The sequence below is a fragment of the Nonomuraea sp. NPDC047897 genome (assembly GCF_043204415.1).
Classification (GTDB): domain Bacteria; phylum Actinomycetota; class Actinomycetes; order Streptosporangiales; family Streptosporangiaceae; genus Nonomuraea.
On the sequence record NZ_JBIDCC010000002.1, the window covers coordinates 508,712 to 525,372 of the forward strand.

At 71.8% G+C, this 16,661-nt stretch carries 15 protein-coding genes and 1 riboswitch; of the genes, 10 read left to right on the top strand and 5 right to left on the bottom strand.

Annotated elements, in window-relative coordinates:
* Positions 1 to 50 precede the first annotated feature (50 nt).
* From glmS to ACGF0J_RS05740, 6 genes are all read left to right on the top strand, one after another.
* On the top strand, positions 51 to 1,871 hold the full coding sequence (glmS, locus tag ACGF0J_RS05715; protein ID WP_393142301.1) for a glutamine--fructose-6-phosphate transaminase (isomerizing): 1,821 nt from the start codon (positions 51 to 53) through the stop codon (positions 1,869 to 1,871).
* A gap of 72 nt (positions 1,872 to 1,943) precedes the next feature.
* Entirely contained in the window at positions 1,944 to 2,798 is an 855-nt protein-coding gene (locus ACGF0J_RS05720) for an SAM-dependent methyltransferase (RefSeq protein WP_393142302.1), read from the top strand.
* Between the two features lie 64 nt (positions 2,799 to 2,862).
* A complete protein-coding gene (locus ACGF0J_RS05725) occupies positions 2,863 to 3,795 on the top strand; it encodes a tripartite tricarboxylate transporter substrate-binding protein (RefSeq protein ID WP_393142303.1) in 933 nt (310 codons plus the stop codon).
* Between the two features lie 32 nt (positions 3,796 to 3,827).
* Positions 3,828 to 4,035: riboswitch (cobalamin riboswitch) on the top strand.
* 156 nt (positions 4,036 to 4,191) lie between these two features.
* Positions 4,192 to 6,381, top strand: a complete 2,190-nt coding sequence (locus tag ACGF0J_RS05730) for a ribonucleoside-diphosphate reductase subunit alpha (protein ID WP_393142304.1) — start codon at positions 4,192 to 4,194, stop codon at positions 6,379 to 6,381.
* On the top strand, positions 6,378 to 7,409 hold the full coding sequence (locus ACGF0J_RS05735; protein ID WP_393142305.1) for a ribonucleotide-diphosphate reductase subunit beta: 1,032 nt from the start codon (positions 6,378 to 6,380) through the stop codon (positions 7,407 to 7,409). Before ACGF0J_RS05730 ends, ACGF0J_RS05735 begins: the two co-directional genes overlap by 4 nt.
* 33 nt (positions 7,410 to 7,442) lie before the next feature.
* Entirely contained in the window at positions 7,443 to 8,567 is a 1,125-nt protein-coding gene (locus ACGF0J_RS05740; protein WP_393142306.1) for a mechanosensitive ion channel family protein, read from the top strand.
* 162 nt (positions 8,568 to 8,729) lie between these two features.
* Here ACGF0J_RS05740 and ACGF0J_RS05745 read toward each other — a convergent pair whose 3' ends face one another.
* Positions 8,730 to 8,960: a hypothetical protein gene (locus tag ACGF0J_RS05745; protein ID WP_393142307.1), complete on the bottom strand. Its 231-nt coding sequence runs from the start codon at positions 8,958 to 8,960 to the stop codon at positions 8,730 to 8,732.
* Positions 8,961 to 9,090: 130 nt separating this feature from the next.
* Between ACGF0J_RS05745 and ACGF0J_RS05750 the strand changes: the two genes are divergently transcribed.
* Entirely contained in the window at positions 9,091 to 9,522 is a 432-nt protein-coding gene (locus tag ACGF0J_RS05750; protein ID WP_393142308.1) for a CGNR zinc finger domain-containing protein, read from the top strand.
* Between the two features lie 387 nt (positions 9,523 to 9,909).
* The gene (locus ACGF0J_RS05755; protein WP_393142309.1) at positions 9,910 to 10,797 is read left to right on the top strand and encodes a diacylglycerol/lipid kinase family protein; all 888 of its coding nucleotides are present in this window, start codon (positions 9,910 to 9,912) and stop codon (positions 10,795 to 10,797) included.
* Positions 10,798 to 10,826: 29 nt separating this feature from the next.
* Here ACGF0J_RS05755 and glgC read toward each other — a convergent pair whose 3' ends face one another.
* On the bottom strand, positions 10,827 to 12,062 hold the full coding sequence (gene glgC, locus ACGF0J_RS05760; protein ID WP_393142310.1) for a glucose-1-phosphate adenylyltransferase: 1,236 nt from the start codon (positions 12,060 to 12,062) through the stop codon (positions 10,827 to 10,829).
* A gap of 151 nt (positions 12,063 to 12,213) precedes the next feature.
* Between glgC and glgA the strand changes: the two genes are divergently transcribed.
* Positions 12,214 to 13,392 (top strand): glycogen synthase, encoded by a 1,179-nt coding sequence (glgA, locus tag ACGF0J_RS05765; protein WP_393142311.1) that lies wholly within the window; start codon positions 12,214 to 12,216, stop codon positions 13,390 to 13,392.
* Between the two features lie 132 nt (positions 13,393 to 13,524).
* Positions 13,525 to 15,003 (top strand): Nramp family divalent metal transporter, encoded by a 1,479-nt coding sequence (locus ACGF0J_RS05770; protein WP_393142312.1) that lies wholly within the window; start codon positions 13,525 to 13,527, stop codon positions 15,001 to 15,003.
* A gap of 19 nt (positions 15,004 to 15,022) precedes the next feature.
* On the opposite strand, the gene ACGF0J_RS05775 is transcribed toward ACGF0J_RS05770, so the two are convergent.
* From ACGF0J_RS05775 to ACGF0J_RS05785, 3 genes are all read right to left on the bottom strand, one after another.
* Positions 15,023 to 15,427, bottom strand: coding sequence for a nitroreductase family deazaflavin-dependent oxidoreductase (locus ACGF0J_RS05775; RefSeq protein ID WP_393142313.1), 405 nt, complete (start codon positions 15,425 to 15,427; stop codon positions 15,023 to 15,025).
* Between the two features lie 86 nt (positions 15,428 to 15,513).
* Entirely contained in the window at positions 15,514 to 15,966 is a 453-nt protein-coding gene (locus ACGF0J_RS05780; RefSeq protein WP_393142314.1) for a hypothetical protein, read from the bottom strand.
* Between the two features lie 139 nt (positions 15,967 to 16,105).
* The gene (locus tag ACGF0J_RS05785; RefSeq protein ID WP_393142315.1) at positions 16,106 to 16,654 is read right to left on the bottom strand and encodes a GNAT family N-acetyltransferase; all 549 of its coding nucleotides are present in this window, start codon (positions 16,652 to 16,654) and stop codon (positions 16,106 to 16,108) included.
* Positions 16,655 to 16,661 lie beyond the last annotated feature (7 nt).

The following is a 16,661-nucleotide window of genomic DNA, read 5'->3' on the forward strand; positions in this document are numbered from 1 at the left end:
ATGTCCCGCGTCGCGGACATCACCATCGTTCATGGAAGAGGAGAACCTGGATGTGCGGAATCGTCGCCTATGTCGGTCCCAAGGACGCCGCCCCCATCCTGCTGGAGGGGCTGCAGCGGCTGGAGTATCGCGGCTACGACTCGGCCGGGATCGTGGTGTCCAGCAAGGGGCTGAAGGTACGCAAGGTCAAGGGCCGCGTCGCCGACCTGGCCAAGGTCATGCCGGCCAGGTTCAAGGGCGGCCTCGGCATCGGGCACACCCGGTGGGCCACCCACGGCGTGCCCAGTGACGTCAACGCGCACCCCCACCTGTCGTCGGACGAGCGCATCGCCGTCGTGCACAACGGCATCATCGAGAACGCCGACGAGCTGCGCGCCAAGCTGGCGGCCGACGGTGTCGTGTTCGTCTCCGAGACCGACACCGAGGTGCTCGCCCACCTGATCGCCCGCACCGTCGAGGAGACGGAGTCGCTGGAGGAGGCCGTGCGCAAGGCGCTCAAGAGCGTCGTCGGCACGTACGGCATCGCCGTCGTCGACGCCGAGCGGGCGGGCGAGGTCGTCGTGGCCCGCAACGGCAGCCCGATCGTGCTCGGCATCGGAGAGAAGGAGATGTTCGCCGCCTCCGACGTGTCGGCGCTGGTCCGCTACACCCGCCAGGTGGTGCACCTGGAGGACGGCGAGCTGGCCGTGCTCAAGGCCGACGGTTTCCACACCTTCGCCAGCGACGCCCGCGAGACCGCCAAGGAGCCGCTGACCGTCGACTGGGACGCCGGCCACTACGACACCGGCGGCTACGAGCACTACCTGCTCAAGGAGATCTCCGAGCAGCCCGAGACGGTCTCCCGCACCCTGCGCGGCCGGCTGGACGAGCGTTTCCACATCGCCCACCTCGGCGGCCTCAACCTGGACGCCCGTGAGACCCGTTCCTTCCGCCGCGTGAAGATCATCGGGTGTGGCTCAGCCTACTACTCCGGCCAGATCGGCGCGCAGCTCATCGAGGAGCTGGCCCGCATCCCGGCGGACGCGGAGCCGGCCAGCGAGTTCCGCTACCGCAACCCGGTGGTCGACCCCGACACGCTGTACGTGGCGATCAGCCAGTCCGGCGAGACCTACGACACCCTGGCGGCGGTGCAGGAGCTGAAGCGCAAGGGCGGCCGGGTGATCGGCATCGTCAACGCCGTCGGCAGCGCCATCGCCCGCGAGGTGGACGGCGGCGTCTACCTGCACGCCGGGCCCGAGGTGTCGGTCGCCTCGACCAAGGCCTTCACCTCCACGGCGGTGGCGTTCGCGCTGCTCGCGCTGCACTTCGGCCGGGTGCACGACCTGTCGCCCGCCGACGGCCGCCGCATCTGCGAGGGCCTGCGCCGGCTGCCCGGCCAGATCGAGGAGATCCTCGCCCAGGGCGACAAGATCGCCGAGCTGGCGAAGAAGTACGCCCACCACCCGAGCATGATGTTCGTCGGCCGGGTGCGCGGCTACCCGGTGGCCCGTGAGGGCGCGCAGAAGCTCAAGGAGATCTCCTACGTGCACGCCGAGGCCTATCCGGCCAGCGAGCTCAAGCACGGGCCGCTCGCGCTGATCGGCCCCGAGATGCCGACGGTCGCGATCGTCCCCGACGACGAGCTGCTCGACAAGAACCTCACCACGCTGGGCGAGATCCGCGCCCGCGGCGGCCAGGTGCTCATGGTCGGCCATCGCGAGCCCGATGCCAAGCTGGCCGACGACGTCATCGTGGTGCCGAGGAACGAGATCGAGCTGGACCCCATCCTGCTGTCGATCCCGCTCCAGCTCTTCGCCTACCACGCGGCGGTCGCCCTCGGCCGCGATGTGGACAAGCCTCGCAATCTGGCCAAGAGCGTCACGGTCGAGTGAGTCCAGGCGGCACTATGGCCACAATCGCACAAAGGTCGTGTAATTAGCGCAATATCGACCTAAGATCCGCTTGTGGTCGAGTTCGATCCGCGCACGCCCAACCTCGCACGCATGTACGACTACATGCTCGGCGGTGTGACGAACTACGCCGTCGACCGCGAGGCGACCGACCGGCTGGCCGAGCTGGTCCCGCAGGCCGTGCCGCTGGCCCGGGTCAACCGGGGCTTCCAGCAGCGGGCGGTGCGCCACCTGGCGGCCACGGGCGTGCGCCAGTTCCTCGACCTCGGCAGCGGGCTGCCCACCCAGGGCAGCGTCCACCAGGTGGTGCCCGACGCCCGGGTGGTCTACGTGGACCGCGACCCGGTGGTCGCCGAGCACGCGACGGCCCTGCTCCACGACGAGAGCAGGGCCGCTTTCGTCCAGGCCGACCTTCTCGACGCCGCGCGGGTGCTGGACCGCGCCGCCGCCTTCCTCGACCTGAGCCGCCCGGTCGGCGTGCTGCTGATCTCGATCCTGCACTTCATCCCCGACACGGACGCGGGCACGGGCACGGATGAGGGCACCGGCGCGAATGCGGTTGCGGGCACGGACGCGGGCGGGTGCGGGGGTGGGGACGCCGGAGCCGGTGGCCCGCACGCCGCCGTGGCCGCCCTGCGGGAGGCGGTGGCGCCCGGCAGCCACCTCGTGCTCACCCACGCCACCTCCCCGGGCCGGGCCAAGCCCGCCGCCAAGCCCGCCGCCGGCCGCGGCGCCGCCCGGCCGCCCGCCAGAATCCGGGCGTTCTTCGGTGACTTCACGCTGGTCGAGCCCGGCCTCGTGCACGCCGCCGACTGGCGGCCTGACCGGCCCAGGCTGGCCGCCGAACCGTCCACGGCGTCGTACCTCATGGCCGGAGTCGGCTGGAAGCCGCGGGCGCGGCAGGTGTAACTCACCGTGAGTTGTCAATAACCTCAGGTAGTGGGAGGTACCCGCGCGCCCGGGGGAGGCACGCATGCGCCGACGGCAGTTCTTCGCGCTGGGGCTAGGCCTGGCGGGGCTCGGCCTGACCGGTGCGGCGTGCGGCGCCGAACGCCGCCCGACGGCCGGAGCGGTGCGCGTGCCGTTCACCATCACGCCGGGCGCCGAGCGGTGGGCGGGCGTGACGCAGGCGCTCACCCGGGCCGCCTGGCAGTCGGGCTTCCTGCTGTCCGGCCACCGGCAGGCCACCACCATCACGATCACCGGGCTGCCCGCGCTGGCCGCCGCCGAGATCGACGCCGCGCCGCGGCTGCACGAGACCGCGACGCCGCTGGTCAGGCTCGCCGGAGAGGTCGAGGTCGTGGTCGTGCCGGCCGGCTCGCCGGTGCGCGACTTCGAGGAGTTCGGCGCCCAGCTGCTCGCCCGGCCCGAGGGCATGCCGCTCGCCGGAGGGCCGCAGGGGGAGCCCGACCACCTGCTGTTCGGGCTGATCGCGCGGGGGCTCGGGGCCGACGCGCGCCGGCTCGTCTACGCCGGCCACGCGAGCCAGGCGGAGGCCGAGGACGCCCTGCGCGGCGGCCGGGCCGTGGCCGCCGCCGGCAGCCTGCGCGCCTGGCGCGCCGACCTGCGCAAGGGGCGGGTCAGGGCGCTGGCCGTCTCCAGCGCCCGGCGCGTCGACGGGCTCGACGTGCCCACCCTCCTGGAGTCGGGCGTGCGCATCGACTTCGCCGACTGGTGCGCGGCGGTCGGCCCGCCCGGCATGCCCGGCGAGCTGCGCGCCACGGCCATCGAGATGTGCGAGCGCGTCGCTGGCTCCGCGCCCTGGCACAAGGCCTGCCGCGCCGGAGGGTGGCAGCCGATCCCGCTCGGCGGCGGCGACTTCGAGCAGTGGCTCGCCTCCGAGACGGCACGCACCCGCGCCGTGCTCCGCGACCTCGGACTGGTCGACACGCCCGGCACAACATGATGGGGCGAGTTGCGGTCGCGGGCACTAGATGTAGGATCCTGCTCGTCGCTGGTTCGCCCCTCGGGGCGGAGTGAAAGGGAACCCGGTGCGATTCCGGGGCTGCCCCGCAGCGGTGAGCGGGAACGACCGCCGTCACGAGCACTGGAGAGATCCGGGAAGCGACGGCCAGTAGGACCGGCATGACCACGTGATCATGCGTGCCCGCGAGCCCGAAGACCTGCCAGCGACGCCGGGGTCTCCGGCCGGCGCGTGCGAGACGACGCACGCCGGTCCGGCACGCCCGGCTCACCTGTCCAGGGCCTCGAGGGAGGGCCCGGGGGCCGACGCGGCCGGGCCACGCCCCGCGCCGCCCTGCTCTCGCGCGCTCCGACGGGGCGAAGCTCGCGAGGAGAGCACGTGACGCAGATCGTTGAGGTTGACCGGCGGCTGGCCATCGAGGAGGCCGCCGCCCGGGTGATCGCCGACCCGGCCAACTCCAGGGTCGCCGCCCGGCTGCTGGCCGAGGAGATCGCCGACGAGGCGGCCGGGCACGGCGTGCGGACCTTCTCCGAGTCGGTCGCGGCAACCCACGCGGCCGGGCTGGTCCAGGACTCCCTCGCCGCCTTCGTCGCCGCCCACGCCGCCGAGCTGGACGCGCTCGTCAGCGACGAGGCCGACGACCGGTTCGAGTACTTCGGCCTGCGCACCGTCCACGACCGCTACCTGCTGCGCCACCCCGACACGCGGGCGGTGCTGGAGCGGCCGCAGCACTTCCTGCTGAGGGTGGCCTGCGGCCTGTCGTCGTCGGTGTCCGAGGCGGCCGAGCTGTACGGGCTGATGTCCACGCTGGCCTACCTGCCCAGCTCACCGACGCTGTTCAACGCGGGCGCGCGCCGGCCGCAGCTTTCGTCGTGCTTCCTGCTCGACTCGCCGCGCGACGAGCTGGAGGCCATCTACGACCGGTACGGCCAGGTGGCCAGGTTGTCGAAGTACGCCGGTGGCATCGGCATCTCCTGGACCCGGGTCCGCTCGCGCGGCTCGCTCATCCGCGGCACCAACGGCCACTCCAACGGCATCGTCCCGTGGCTGCGCACCCTGGACGCCTCGGTCGCCGCGGTGAACCAGGGCGGCCGGCGCAAGGGCGCGGCCTGCGTCTACCTGGAGACCTGGCACGCCGACGTCGAGGAGTTCCTGGAGCTGCGCGACAACACGGGTGAGGACGCGCGCCGTACGCACAACCTCAACCTGGCCAACTGGGTGCCGGACGAGTTCATGCGCCGGGTCGAGGCCGACGAGCCGTGGTCGCTGTTCGACCCGAAGGACGTCCCCGACCTCACCGACCTGTACGGCGACGCCTTCGACCGCGCGTACCGCGCCTACGAGGCGCAGGGCCGCTTCGTCCGCCAGATCCCGGCCCGCACCCTGTACGGCCGGATGATGCGCACGCTCGCGCAGACCGGCAACGGCTGGATGACGTTCAAGGACGCGGCCAACCGGACCTCCAACCAGACGGCCCGCCCCGAGAACGTCATCCACCTGTCCAACCTGTGCACCGAGATCCTGGAGGTCACCAGCGACGCCGAGACCGCGGTGTGCAACCTCGGGTCGGTCAACCTGGCCGCCCACCTGCGCGACGGCGCGGAGCTCGACTGGGACCGGCTGCGCGGCACGGTGCGGACCGCGGTGCGCTTCCTGGACCGGACCATCGACCTGGGCTTCTACCCGACGCCCGAGGCCGAGGCGGCCAACCGGCGGTGGCGGCCGATCGGGCTCGGCGTGATGGGCCTGGCCGACGTGTTCTTCACGCTGCGCCTTCCGTTCGACTCGCCCGAGGCGCTGGAGCTGTCCACGCGGATCGCCGAGGAGATCGCGCTGGCCGCCTACGACACCTCCGCCGACCTGGCCGTCGAGCGCGGCCGGCACCCCTCCTACGACGACACGCGCGCGGCGCGGGGGGTGCTGCACCCCGACCACTACGCGGGCGCGGCCGACTCGCCGCGCTGGGAGGCGCTGCGGGCCAAGGTCGCCACCACCGGGCTGCGGAACTCCCTCATGATCGCCATCGCGCCGACGGCCACCATCGCCTCCATCGCCGGCTGCTACGAGTGCATCGAGCCGCAGGTGTCCAACGTCTTCAAGCGTGAGACGCTGTCCGGCGAGTTCCTGCAGGTCAACCGCTATCTGGTGGCCGACCTGCAGGCCCGTGGGCTGTGGACGCAGGCGATGCGCGACGCGATCAAGCGGGCCGACGGCTCCGTGCAGGACGTCCCCGGCATCCCGGCCGACCTGAAGACGCTCTACCGCACCGCGTGGGAGCTGCCGCAGAAGGCGCTCATCGACCTGGCCGCGGCCCGCCAGCCGTACATCGACCAGTCGCAGTCGCTCAACCTCTTCCTGGCCAGCCCCACCATCGGCAAGCTCTCCTCGATGTACGCCTACGCCTGGAAGAGCGGCCTGAAGACCACGTACTACCTGCGCTCGCGCCCCGCGACCCGGATCGCCCAGACGACCGTGGCGGCGGCCCCGGCGGTCACCCCGGCGGTCACCCCGGCAGAGGCGGTCGCCTGCTCGCTGGAGAACCCCGAAGTCTGCGAAGCCTGCCAGTGACCGACCCCACCACCTACGGAGACATCCCCGCCATGCTGCTCGACCCTGGAATGGACCTGACCCTGCGGCCCATGCGCTACCCGGACTTCTACGAGCGCTACCGGGCGGCCATCCGCAACACCTGGACCGTCGAGGAGGTGGACCTGCACACCGACCTGGCCGACCTGGCCAGGATGACCCCGCAGGAACGCCACCTGATCAACCGGCTGGTCGCCTTCTTCGCCACGGGTGACTCGATCGTCGCCAACAACCTGGTGCTCAACCTCTACCAGCACGTCAACGCCCCCGAGGCGCGCCTGTACCTGAGCAGGCAGCTGTTCGAGGAGGCCGTGCACGTGCAGTTCTACCTGACGCTGCTCGACACCTACCTGCCCGACCCGGACGAGCGGGTCAAGGCGTTCGCCGCGATCGAGCACATCCCGTCGATCCGGGACAAGGCGGAGTTCTGCTTCCGGTGGATCGACTCGATCGGCGGGCTGCAACGGTTGGAGACGGCCGAGGAGCGCCGGCAGTTCCTGCTGAACCTCATCTGCTTCGCCGCCTGCATCGAGGGGCTGTTCTTCTACGGCGCCTTCGCCTACGTCTACTGGTTCCGCTCGCGCGGCCTGCTCAGCGGCCTGGCCACCGGGACGAACTGGGTGTTCCGCGACGAGTCCATGCACATGGAGTTCGCCTTCAGCGTGGTGGACACCGTCCGGGCCGAGGAGCCGGAACTGTTCGACGACAAGCTGGGCGAGCAGGTCACCGCGATGCTGGAGGAGGCCGTGGCCGCCGAGCTGGCCTTCGCCCGTGACCTGTGCGGCGAGGGGATGCCCGGCATGAGCGCCGAGCAGATGCGCGAGTACCTTGAGTACGTGGCCGACCAGCGTCTGGCCAGGCTCGGGCTGCCGGTGCGCTACGGCACGGCCAACCCGTTCGCGTTCATGGAGTTGCAGGACGTGCAGGAGCTCGCGAACTTCTTCGAGCGGCGGGTGTCGGCTTATCAGGTGGCTGTTGAGGGCAATGTGACGTTCGATGAGACGTTCTAGGATTATTTGATAGGAGATTTGGGGGCATTACTCGTGCAGACGCCAGCCGGCTGGCTCGTCCTGGCCATAGCGGTGGCCGGGGCCGTTCTCTGCGTGGAGATCTTCCGACGGCTGCTGTCCAAGGCCGGCCGCAAGTGGGCGCTCGCCCGGCACCTGGTCGAGCACTGCACCTGGGCCGGGTTCACGGTGGCGGCCGTGGTGGCCTTCAACCTGGTGTTCGGGCCGGGCATGTTCGGCGGGAGCCCGGGGGAACTGGCCACCGCCCGCACCCTGGACCGGGCGCTCGGGCTCGTCACCATCGGCGCGGTGACCTGGCTGATCGTCCAGGCCACGTACGCGCTGACGGACGTGGTGCTCGACCGGCTGGTGAAGGTCGAGGGGGAGCGCAACCGGCGGGCCCGGCGGATCATGACGCAGATCGGGCTGGTCCGCCGGATCGCCGCCGCGGTCATCGTCGTGATCGCGGTCGGCGCGATGCTCTTCTCCTTCCCCCAGGTGCGGGCGCTCGGCGCCGGTCTGCTCGCCTCCGCCGGCATCGCCGGCGCGATCGTCGGCATCGCCGCCCAGCCGACGATCGGCAACGCCCTGGCGGGCCTGCAGCTCGCCTTCAGCGACGCGCTGCGGCTGGACGACGTGGTCGTGGTGGACAACGAGTGGGGCAGGATCGAGGAGCTGACGCTCACCTACGTGGTGGTGCGCCTGTGGGACGAGCGCCGGCTGGTCCTGCCCGTCTCCTACTTCACCCAGAACCCGTTCGAGAACTGGACCCGGCACGGCAGCCGGGTCATCGCCGCGGTGTTCCTGCGGGTCGACTGGTCGGTCCCGGTCGACAAGCTGCGCGAGGAGCTCTACGCCTTCATCCAGAGCAACCCGCTGTGGGACCAGAAGGACTGGACCCTTCAGGTGACCGACGTGCTGCCGAACGGGCTGGTCGAGCTGCGCGCCCTGATGAGCGCCGCGGACTCCCCGTCCGCGTGGGACCTCAAGTGCGACGTCCGCGAGCACCTGGTCACCTTCATCAGGACGAACTTCCCCGACTCGCTGCCGCGCTTCCGCGTCGAGACCCCGGAGACCCGGGTCGGGGTACCGTGGACCGCCGACCTGGGCGCCGACCCCGACCCCGGCCCCAGCTCCGACGCCGGCCCCCAGCGCGGCTGAAGGAAGCGAACCGCTGCAGCCGGTGGACGCGCACGCGGTCCGAGGGAAGCTCCGCCAGGGCGAGTTCCGCCAGGTGATCGTGGTGGGTGAAGACGATCGTCTGGAACCGGTCAGCCATGCTCATGGCCTACGGCATCCCGAGGTGCGCGCAGGCGGTACAGGTCACCACGCACGGAGATCATCCAGCTCGTGCTGGATCGCTCGGATCTCGGCCTGGTCGTCGGGGTCGGCCGCGATGGCCTCGGCCTGGGCGCGGATGCGCTCATCGCGGCGCAGGCGCCACGCGGTGAGCACGGCAAGGCGGATCGCGGTCTCCGGGCTGTCGCCGTCACCTGTGAGGTCGGCCAGGGCGGCTTCCATCGGCGGGTCGAGTTCGATAGTCAGCACCGTCATATCTTCACTGTACGATGCGGCCTTTCGCAGGGATTCACACTTTTCCGTTACGGCACGGCTTCGGATCGTAGCCGACCGTCTTCGGGCATGGGTGCATGAGCAAGGCGCACACCCAAAGCCGTTCGAGGACGTGATCGAGAAGGCCCTGCTCGACTCCGGCTGGCAGAAGGGCTACCCCTCCCACAACGACCGTGCCGGCGGGGGTGCCGTCGGCCGCGCCGTCGCCGGCCGCGGACCGGGAGGCGTCAACCGGTTCGCCGCCGGCCCCCCGGCGCTGGTGCGGCTGGACGACACCGGCCGGGTCGAGCGGGCCGGAGACCTGGCCGCTGCCCTGTCCACCGTCGCCCGGCAGGCGGTGGAACTGCTCGGCGGGCCGCAGGCCGTACGGATCAAGGAGTGCGGAGCCGGCACCTGCACCCGCCGGTACGTCGACACCTCGCGGGCCGGCGCCCGGCGCTGGTGCGACATGCAGGAGTGCGGCAACCGCGCCAAGGCGGCGAAGTTCCGCGCCCGCCACCGCGCCAAGGCGGCGGGGTTCCGCGCCCGCCACCGCGCCCGTTAATCGCTGGCCCCGGCCCTGATCACCCGGCTACCGTGGACGATGTCCCGGCACGACCAGGAAAGCCCCACATGACCGCCTCATCCCCGCGGACCGCGCCCCACGCGGCTCACGGCCGGTAAGGCTCCCGGACAGTCCCCGCCACCGGACTCCAGGAGCCGCCCGAGGACGTTCCCGAGGCGGCTTTCTCCTCGCCGTGCCACACGAGGACGGCCCTGACAGGGGATCAGGGCCGCGGGCCACGGTCTGTCCGGCGGGAATGGCGCCCCCCGGACGGACACCGCCCTCGCCCCGGACGGCGCCCACGCCAGCCCGTCCCGGGGCCCACCCCACCGGGGGATCACCGGCGCCGATCGGGGTAGAGGGCGGCCAGCGAACGAAGGAGGGCCTGTGCGCCGACTGGTGGCCATCGCGAACTCCTCGGCCGGAAGCGCGGACGACGACGCCCTGTCCCGGGTGCTCGCCGAGCTGGCCGAGCACGCCGACACCGTCAAGGCCCGGCTCGGCGACCCGGCCGAGCTGGGGAGCCTGCTGGCCGAGCACCCCGGGCGCGACCCGGTCGTGCTCGGCGGCGACGGTTCCCTGCACTGCCTGGTGACGGCGCTGGCCGAGCGGGGCGAGCTGGGGTCCCGCACGGTCGGGCTGGTGCCGCTGGGCACCGGCAACGACCTCGCCCGCGCCCTGGGCGTGCCGCTCGACCCGGTGGAGGCGGCCCGGGTGGCGGCGACCGGCGAGCCACGGCCGCTCGACCTGCTGCGCGACGAGGACGGCGGGGTCGTGGTGAACGCCGTTCACGCCGGGGTGGGGGTCGAGGCCGCCCAGACGGCCGGGCCGCTCAAGCCGTTCCTGCGCCGCTTCGCCTACGCGGCCGGCAGCGTGATCGCCGGCGTGCGGACCAAGGGGGTGCCGCTGCGGGTGGAGGTGGACGGCCGGGTGATCGCGGACGGGCGGCGCCGGGTGCTGATGGTGGGCGTCGGCAACGGCCGCACCATCGGCGGCGGCACGCCGATCACGCCCGACGCCAGCCCCGCCGACCGGCTCGCCGACGTGGTCGTGTCCTTCGCGACCGGCCCGCTGCGCCGCCTGCTGTACGGCGTGCAGCTTCGGCTCGGCCGGCACACCGGCCGGCCGGACGTCGTGACCGCCCGCGGCACGCGGGTCCGGATCTCCGGCCCGCCCGTGCACGTCAACACCGACGGCGAGCTCAGCGGCCCGTACCCGGCCCGCACCTGGACCGTGGTGCCGCACGCCTGGCGGATGACGCTGCCGCCCGGCTGACCGGCTGCCGCCCGGCTGGCCGGCGCGCGTCAGCGCTCGACGATCTCGTTCTTGCCGATGACGACCACCCCGCCGCGGGTCAGCGCGAAACGGGTGCGGTCGTGGTCGAGGTCGAAGCCGATCCGGGCGCCGTCGGGGATCACGACGTTCTTGTCGATGATCGCCTTGCGCACGATCGCACCCCTGCCGATCTTGACGTTCTCCATCAGCACGGAGTCCTCCACCAGCGAGTGCGAGTGGAGCACCACCTTCGGCGACAGGACCGACCGGACGGCGGTGCCACCCGAGACGATCACGCCGGGGGAGACCAGCGAGTCGATCGCCCGGCCCACCCGGTCGCCGTCGTTGTGCACGAACTTGGCCGGCGGAAGCGTGTCGTGGCCGGTGTGGATGGGCCACTTGTCGTTGTAGAGGTTGAAGACCGGGTGCGCCGAGATGAGGTCCATGTGCGCGTCGTAGTAGGCGTCCAGGGTCCCCACGTCGCGCCAGTAGCCGCGGTCGCGCTCGGTGGAGCCCGGCACGACGTTGTCGGCGAAGTCGTAGACGTCGGCGCCGCCCGACTTGACCAGCATGGGGATGATGTTGCCGCCGAGGTCGTGCTTGCTCGTCGGGTCGAGGGCGTCCTCGCGCAGGGCGTCGATCATCGCCTGCGTCCTGAACACGTAGTTGCCCATCGAGGCGTAGATCTCGTCGGGGGAGTCGGCGAGGCCCACGGCGTCCTTCGGCTTCTCGCGGAAGGCCACGATGCGCCGCCCCTGCGGGTCGGTCTCGATCACCCCGAACTGGTCGGCCAGCGCCAGCGGCTGCCTGATCGCGGCGACGGTCACGTCGGCGCCGGACTCCTCGTGCTGCTCGACCATCTGCCGGGGATCCATCCGGTAGATGTGGTCGGCGCCGAACACGATGACGTGCTCGGGCATCTCGTCGTAGATCAGGTTCAGGTTCTGGAACAGGGCGTCGGCGGACCCGGAGAACCACCGGGGCCCGAGCCGCTGCTGCGCCGGCACCGGGGTCACGTAGTTGCCGAGCATGGCCGACAACCGCCAGGTGCGGGACACGTGCCGGTCAAGGCTGTGGTTCTTGTACTGGGTGAGCACGACGATTTGCAGATAGCCGCCGTTGGCCAGGTTGGACAGCACGAAGTCGATGAGCCGATATATCCCGCCGAACGGCACGGCGGGCTTGGCCCTGTCAGCCGTCAGAGGCATCAGCCTCTTGCCCTCGCCACCTGCCAGCACGACCGCAAGCACCCTCTGGGACCTCATGTCCAGACGCTACCCCCATTTGGCCGATCTATCGACGAAACCCCGCATGGCGCCCCCTCGGCAGCCACCGGTTTCTTGTCGTTCATCCCGATCGGCGCGGAACGGCCTGTCGAGGTGTCCCCGGCGGGCGGGTTGCTCGTAAGGTCGTCTCATGCGTGTCGATCTGCTCAGCCGGGAGTATCCGCCCGAGGTGTACGGCGGTGCCGGGGTTCACATGGAGTACCTGGCGAGCCGCCTGCGGCGGCTGGCCGACGTCCGGGTGCGCTGCTTCGGCGCGGACCGCGACGAGCCGGGCGTGTCCGCCTACCGGGTCCCCGGCGGCCTGGAGTCGGCCAACGCGGCGCTGCAGGTGCTCGGGGTGGACCTGGAGATGGCCGCGGCCTGCGAGGGCGCCGACGTCGTCCACTCGCACACCTGGTACGCCAACTTCGCCGGGCATGTCGCGAAGCTGCTGCACGGCGTCCCGCACGTGGTCACCACGCACAGCCTCGAACCCCTGCGCCCCTGGAAGGCCGAGCAGCTCGGCGGCGGCTACACGATCTCCTCCTGGGCCGAGCGGACCGCGCTGGCGGCCGCCGACGCCGTCATCGCGGTGTCGGACGGCATGCGCCGCGACGTGCTCGCCGCCTATCCCGAGATCGCGCCGGAGCGGGTCACCGTCATCCACAACGGCATCGACACCGCCGAGTACGCTCCCGACCGCGCCGACGACGTCCTGAAGCGGCACGGGGTCGATCCCCGCCGGCCGTACGTGATCTTCGTCGGGCGGATCACCCGGCAGAAGGGACTGGTCCACCTCCTGCACGCGGCGCGCGCCTTCGACCCCGGCGCCCAGCTCGTGCTCTGCGCGGGCGCGCCCGACACACCGGAGATCGCCGCCGAGGTGACCGGGCTGGTGCGCGAGCTCGAACGCGAGCGCGAGGGCGTCCGGTGGATCTCCGAGATGCTGCCCAAGCCGGAGGTCATCCAGTTGCTCACGCACGCGACGGTGTTCGTCTGCCCGTCGGTGTACGAGCCGATGGGCATCGTCAACCTGGAGGCGATGGCCTGCGAGACGGCCGTGGTGGCCACGGCCACGGGCGGCATCCCGGAGGTGGTCGCCGACGGCGAGACGGGCCTGCTGGTGCCGATCGACCAGGGCGCCGACGGCACGCCGCACGACCCCCGCCGCTTCGCCGCCGACCTCGCCGAGCGGGTCAACGCCCTGCTCGGCGATCCGGCCAGGGCTCGCGCGATGGGCGAGGCGGGCCGGGCCAGGGCCGTCGAGCACTTCTCCTGGGAACGCATCGCGGGCCGCACCCTCGACCTCTACACCTCGCTCCTCGCCTGACGCGGTTTTTCCCGTTCTTGGGGTGCATTTCCCCTGTTGAGGGGAATGTCGCGGAGTGATGGGGGAAGGGCGGGCCGCCGTTCCCCCGCAGGCCCCGGATGACGGGGGTCACCTGGGCGTCAGGAGGCAGAGATGACGCTTCCACTCGGCGTGAGCCGCCCCGAGCTCCTCGTCACGAACCTGCCCACCCCCGAAGAGGTGTTCAGGGTCACCCGGATCGGGCCGCGGGAGCTGTTCCAGCACGCCGTGGGCCCGAGCCTCATCGCGCTGGGCATCTCCATCGGCAGCGGCGAATGGCTGCTCGGGCCGCTCAGCGTCGGCCAGTACGGCTTCGTCGGCGTCGGCTGGGTCATCCTGATCTCCGCGCTGCTCCAGACGTTCTACAACGTCGAGTGCGCCCGCTACGTCGTCGCCACCGGCGAGACCCCGGTCGTGGGCTGGGGCCGCGTCCCACCGGGCTGGCGGCTGTGGGTGCCGCTGTCGGTGCTCGTCGTCATTTTCGCGTTCATCGCCGGCGGCTGGGCCGCCTCGGCCGGCCAGGGCGTGTACGCGCTCGTGCACGGCACGGTCGCGCCCGCCGGGGCGGAGGAGCCGCGGCTGTGGGCGATCGCGCTGCTCGTCGTCGTCTTCCTCATCACCGCGGCCGCCCGGCGGATCAGCCGGACGCTGGAACTGGCCAACTGGGTGTTGGTCGGGTCCATTCTCGTCGCGCTGCTGCTCGTGTGCCTCTTCGTGGTGCCGTGGAGCGTGTGGTGGGAGGGCGTGCGCGGCTTCTTCACGCCCGCCGTCCCGCCGTCGGGCATCACCGCCACCCAGCTCGGCGGCCTGGCCGGGTTCACCGCCCTCGCCTCCGGCCTCAACTGGTACGTGATGGGGCACTACCGGGACAAGGGTTACGGCATGGGCTACCGGGCCGGGTACATCTCGGGCATGCGCGGCGAGCGCCGGGAGATCCTCGCCAGCGGCGTCACCTTCCCCGACGACGAGCTCAACCGGGGGCTGTGGCGCCGCTGGTACCGGCTGCTGCTGACGGACATGTGGGGCGTGTTCTTCGTCGGCGCCATGCTGGGCATGCTGCTGCCCACGATCCTCATGTCGCAGGCGGTCGCCCTGTCGGGCGAGCGGCCCACGCGCGCCGACGTGCCGACCTTCGTCGCCGCGGTGCTGGGCGAGGAGTACGGGCCGTTCCTGTTCTACGTGGCGTTGGTGCTCGGCGTGCTGATCCTCTTCACCACGCAGCTCGGCATCTTCGAGGCCATGGTGCGGGTGACCACGGACGCCGCGCACGCCACCAGCCCACGGCTGCGGGCGCTGGTCGAGGGCGACCCGCGGCGCTTCTACTACCCGTTCATGATCGTGCTGCTGGTCGTCATCTCGATCATCATCCACCTGAGCCTTCCGGTGGCGCTCGTCGAGTGGTCGGCCAACATGTCCAACCTGGGCGCGTTGCTGTACCCGTTCCTGCTCATCTACCTCAACAGCAGGCTGCCCCGGCCCGCCCGGCCGCGGCCGTGGCACTACGTCGTCCTGGTGCTCAACTTCCTGTTCTTCGGCTTCTTCTTCGTCAACTTCCTCGCCGACTTCGTCGGCGACCCGCTGGTGACGTTCTAGCCGGTCGGGGAAGCGGGGCTCAGCGGACGGGCTGGAGCACGACCACCGGGATCTCCCGGTCGGTCTGCGTCTGGTAGTCGTCGTACTGGGGCCAGGCGCGCGTCATCAGCCGCCACAGCTCCGGCTTCTCCTCCGCGATCGCCGTGTGCGCGACAGCCGTGAACCGGTCGCCCTTGACCTGCACCTCGACCTCGGGGCTGGCCTGGAGGTTCTTGTACCAGTCGGGGTGCTCGGGGTCGCCGCCCTTGGAGGCGACCACCACGTAGGCGTCGCCGTGCCGCTGGTAGATCAGCGGCGTCGTGTAGGGCCGGCCGGACCTGCGGCCCTTGGTGGTCAGCAGGAGCACGGTGGTGTCGTTCCAGTCGTGCCCCTCCGCACCGTCCGTCTGCTGGTAGCGCTGAACGTGTTCCTTGCCGTAGAGCATGCGGGACAGCTACCCCGGCCGGGCACCCCGTCACGGCCCGGCGCGGGCCTGTACGAGAAGTTGACCCGGGCCGCGCGGCCCCCGCGTCACAGGTAGGGGCGGGTGACCGTGACCAGGTCGGGCACGGCGTCGCGGGTGTCGACGTAGAGGGCCGCGTCGGGGGTGCGCTCGCGCACGTCGCGGTCGCGGATGGCGAACACCGCGGGCGCCGCCCCCACGTCGCCGTAGCGGGTCGCGACGGCCGTGGAGATCGCCCGGCGCACGTCGGCCACGACGCTCCTGGTCGTGTGGCCGGGACCCGAGGCGGCGAGGTAGCCCAGCATGCCCGCGAACCGCAGCTCCGCCTCCGCCGACCGCTGCCGGGCGGGCGCCGGCCGGTCGAGCCAGAACACCTTGCCGGCCAGGAACGCCTCGTAGCTCTCGCCGCCATGGTCGAGCGTGCGCGCCGTCCCGGCGAGCAGCCCCCCGAACTCGGCCAGGTCCGCCCGGGGCGGCAGATCCGTCGTGACGAACAGGGGCACGATCAGAGAGTCGAGCATGAGTGAGATCCCTCCACGTGAGGAGCCTCATCGTAGGGGCAGCCACCGACAATCTCCGGAGAAGACGCACCCGCACCCCCGGGCCGGCCGGACGTCCCGGGGCGAAGCGACCCGGACGGGACGCCCGTGACGCCCGCGCCTAGCGGTCGGTCCATTCGTCATGGAGGGCCGAGTGGACGATCGAGTCGCGCCAGCCGTCCGGCGTGTGCACGTGGTGGCGGATCCGCCCCTCCTCGACCATGCCCGCCGTCAGCATCGCGAGCTGGGCCGGCAGGTTCTCCGGAGCGCGGGCGCCCCAGATGCGGTGCAGCCCGAGCTGTTTGAAGCCGAACGCCAGCAGCAGCCGGATCAGGTCCGTGCCCATGCCCCGGCCCCACTGGTCGGGCCGCAGCCCCACGCCGATCTCGGCGCTGTGCGGGTGGTCGGCCTCGATGTGCAGCCGGGCCACCCCGATGACGTCGCGGTGGTCGGTGTCGACCACCGCGAGCATGTAGAGGCGGCGCGGCTCGGCGGCGGCCGCCGCCAGCGCCTCCTGGACGAGATCGGCCACCTGCTCGTTGCTGCGGGGGCCGAACGGCATGTACTGCGTGGCCGTGCGGTCGCCGTAGACGGCGTGCAGCGCCGCCACGTCGGCCTCCGTCACATCACGGAGGGACAGACGCGCACCATTGCACTGCACCCGGCGCATGCGGAGA

Bases quoted from the DNA above. Each gene is read 5' to 3' on its own strand.
- ACGF0J_RS05780 (WP_393142314.1), bottom strand. From the start codon at position 15,966: ATGCTCGACTCTCTGATCGTGCCCCTGTTCGTCACGACGGATCTGCCG.
- glgA (WP_393142311.1), top strand. From the start codon at position 12,214: ATGCGTGTCGATCTGCTCAGCCGGGAGTATCCGCCCGAGGTGTACGGC.
- ACGF0J_RS05725 (WP_393142303.1), top strand. From the start codon at position 2,863: ATGCGCCGACGGCAGTTCTTCGCGCTGGGGCTAGGCCTGGCGGGGCTC.
- ACGF0J_RS05775 (WP_393142313.1), bottom strand. From the start codon at position 15,427: ATGCTCTACGGCAAGGAACACGTTCAGCGCTACCAGCAGACGGACGGT.
- ACGF0J_RS05770 (WP_393142312.1), top strand. From the start codon at position 13,525: ATGACGCTTCCACTCGGCGTGAGCCGCCCCGAGCTCCTCGTCACGAAC.
- glmS (WP_393142301.1), top strand. From the start codon at position 51: ATGTGCGGAATCGTCGCCTATGTCGGTCCCAAGGACGCCGCCCCCATC.
- glgC (WP_393142310.1), bottom strand. From the start codon at position 12,062: ATGAGGTCCCAGAGGGTGCTTGCGGTCGTGCTGGCAGGTGGCGAGGGC.
- ACGF0J_RS05785 (WP_393142315.1), bottom strand. From the start codon at position 16,654: ATGCGCCGGGTGCAGTGCAATGGTGCGCGTCTGTCCCTCCGTGATGTG.
- ACGF0J_RS05745 (WP_393142307.1), bottom strand. From the start codon at position 8,960: ATGACGGTGCTGACTATCGAACTCGACCCGCCGATGGAAGCCGCCCTG.